Annotated in this window: 3 protein-coding genes and 2 pseudogenes; 2 read left to right on the top strand and 3 right to left on the bottom strand. The window is 36.9% G+C overall.

Annotation, left to right across the window (positions count from 1 at the left end; genetic code table 11):
- Nucleotides 1-280: 280 nt before the first annotated feature.
- The gene (locus tag F6K13_RS28405; protein WP_124147431.1) at nt 281-973 is read left to right on the top strand and encodes a response regulator transcription factor; all 693 of its coding nucleotides are present in this window, start codon (nt 281-283) and stop codon (nt 971-973) included.
- Nucleotides 974-1,143: 170 nt separating this feature from the next.
- Nucleotides 1,144-1,296, top strand: a pseudogene (locus F6K13_RS28410) (IS630 family transposase); the annotation flags it as partial.
- A gap of 141 nt (nt 1,297-1,437) precedes the next feature.
- On the opposite strand, the pseudogene F6K13_RS35500 reads toward F6K13_RS28410, so the two are convergent.
- From F6K13_RS35500 to F6K13_RS28420, 3 genes and pseudogenes are all read right to left on the bottom strand, one after another.
- A pseudogene (locus F6K13_RS35500) lies at nt 1,438-1,533 on the bottom strand (zinc ribbon domain-containing protein); the annotation flags it as partial.
- Nucleotides 1,534-1,663: 130 nt separating this feature from the next.
- A complete protein-coding gene (locus F6K13_RS28415) occupies nt 1,664-1,822 on the bottom strand; it encodes a zinc ribbon domain-containing protein (protein ID WP_287289197.1) in 159 nt (52 codons plus the stop codon).
- Nucleotides 1,773-2,434: transposase (locus F6K13_RS28420; RefSeq protein ID WP_287289199.1), on the bottom strand; the 662-nt coding region annotated here is incomplete at its 5' end. The genes F6K13_RS28420 and F6K13_RS28415, both read right to left, overlap by 50 nt.

Below are 2,434 nucleotides of genomic sequence, written 5' to 3' on the forward strand. Positions count from 1 at the left end.
TCCTCGAGGACAAAGCCCGTTAATAATTATCTAATACCTTCATTATTGACATTAGGAACAGGTTGAAGTTACTGGCAAAATCTGCTCCATAAAATTGCTGACCACATATTACATTTTTATAAAAAAAACTTAATAACTTTTTGTCAAGTGTTATAAACCATACATTATTTTAGCTCCACTAATAATGAAAATTAGCTAAATTATAGAAAGTAGTAAAACTCAAAAAATCTATATGCCTGGAATGATTCAAGCTAAAAATGAGCTAGAGGAAAAATTAAAAATGCCAAGCAAAATATTATTAGTAGATGATGAACCAGGGTTACGGGAAGCCGTACAAGCTTATTTAGAAGATAGTGGATTTAATGTAAACGTTGCCAGTAATGCTAATCAAGGATGGGATATCCTACAATCATATTTACCAGACTTAGTAATTACAGATATTATGATGCCTCAAATAGATGGCTATCAATTTCTACAAAAATTACGAGAAGATCCAAGATTTAAAGCTTTACCAGTAGTATTCTTGACCGCCAAAGGAATGACTACAGACCGCATTCAAGGTTATCAAGCAGGTTGTGATGCTTACCTTTCTAAACCCTTCGATCCTGAGGAGTTAGTAGCTATAGTCGAAAATTTGTTAGAACGTCGAATAGTAGCGAAAAGCCCAAATGAAGGGGAAAATACTTCAGATATTGCTGTTTTAGCAAGTCAAATTGCCGAAATTAAAGCAATGTTAATGGGGAAAAATACAATCGCTCAAACCCCATCACCAATTAAAATAGATTTAACCCCAAGAGAGCAAAGTGTATTAGATTTAGTAGCCAGAGGGCTAATGAATAAAGAAATAGCTAGAGACCTAAACACCAGTGTCCGCAATGTAGAAAAGTATGTCAGTAGACTATTTACGAAAACTGGTACAAACAGCCGAACAGAATTAGTTCGTTATGCTCTAGAGCATGGGTTAACTAAATAGTATGATAGTCCTGCTCGCGTAATGGTAGATGAGGATGAACAACGACGCTTCATGGGAGCAAGATACAAGCAAGGGAGCAAGATGGTCCCACTCCACATTTTATTGAGCAGGGGAGTGGGGGAGTGGAGGAGAAGTTAAAGATAATAATATCAGGACTTAGGCACTGACATTGGAAAATCCAAAGGTTTTGTATTCCAGAAAGGGATTTAGCCAGATTTGTCTCCTAAATGGAAGTTGTTCTCGATCTTTACAGCAGTGTCCATTCTGAAGAACAACCATTAATTAATATGGATGAAGCCTCTGTGCAACTTCAAGGACATCTCTAGGAAACCATCCCCATGAAGCCAGGAGAAGACAAAAAAGAAGATGATCACTATACTGCTCTATAAAACTGATACAAAGCGTCACATAACGTGACAATCTGATGTTTACTTCCTGCTTCCACTGAGGCCGTCGGCGGTTACTCATCCACAGGCATTCACGGTCGAACCGACCGCATCTCTCAAATTTATACTGGCGTTTAAATCTCTGTCTATTGACAAGCCACATGACTGGCAGTCATATTATGTCCGGTAGCATCGTTTGTGTATAAAATTAAGGTGACACTCTTGAGAAAACCTTCTGCCTCCTGCTATCCTAGATAACTAAAGCCTCCTGCCTCCTGCCTTCCTTCCACCAAAGTCTAATTATTCAAACGGACATGATATCATAAGTCCTTACATTTAATGGCATATCCTGAACATGACCACAGTTAGAACAAGTCTTTGATGATGGAAAAAACCTGTCAACTAATACTAACTCAGAACCATACCATTGACACAGAGCATGCAAGTTGTCTCCTAAACTCATAAAATCCTTGGTCGGCTATTGATTTAGCTAGCTTATGGTTAGCTAACATACCACTAACATTTAAATCTTCTATGACAACTCTGCCGTGGTTCTTGGCTAGATATGTTGTCAATTTATGAAGTGCGTCTTTACGGATGTTAGCTATCTTTCTATGTAGCTTGGCAATTTTCAGTTGTATTTTTCGCCAATTAGCTGAACCAATTTCTTTATTCCGGTTTAGATATTGTAGTTGAGAAAGCTTGGCTTCAAACTGGCGATATGACTTGACGCTTTCAAAGACTTTCCCATCACTTAAAGTTGCTAATGTTTTAATGCCTAAATCTAGGCCTACAACTTCAGTAGTTTTTGGTGTTAGATATTGAGTAAATTCATAAGCAAAACTTAAATACCAATCACCTGCCTGTTTACTAATAGTTATTTTTTGAGTAGTTGCTTCAATAGGTTCATAAGTTTTGACAATACCAATAAAAGGTAATTTATGATTCCATCCATTTAATTCTATTGGTTTTCCAGAATTATCAATTGTGAAAGAATCAGACCTACCTTTCTTCTTAAACTTTGGGTATTTTCCTAATCCTTTAAAGAACCTTTTGAACGCTTCACCTAAGTTGA

It is taken from the genome of Okeania sp. SIO2B9 (assembly GCF_010672505.1).
Lineage (GTDB): Bacteria > Cyanobacteriota > Cyanobacteriia > Cyanobacteriales > Microcoleaceae > Okeania > Okeania hirsuta.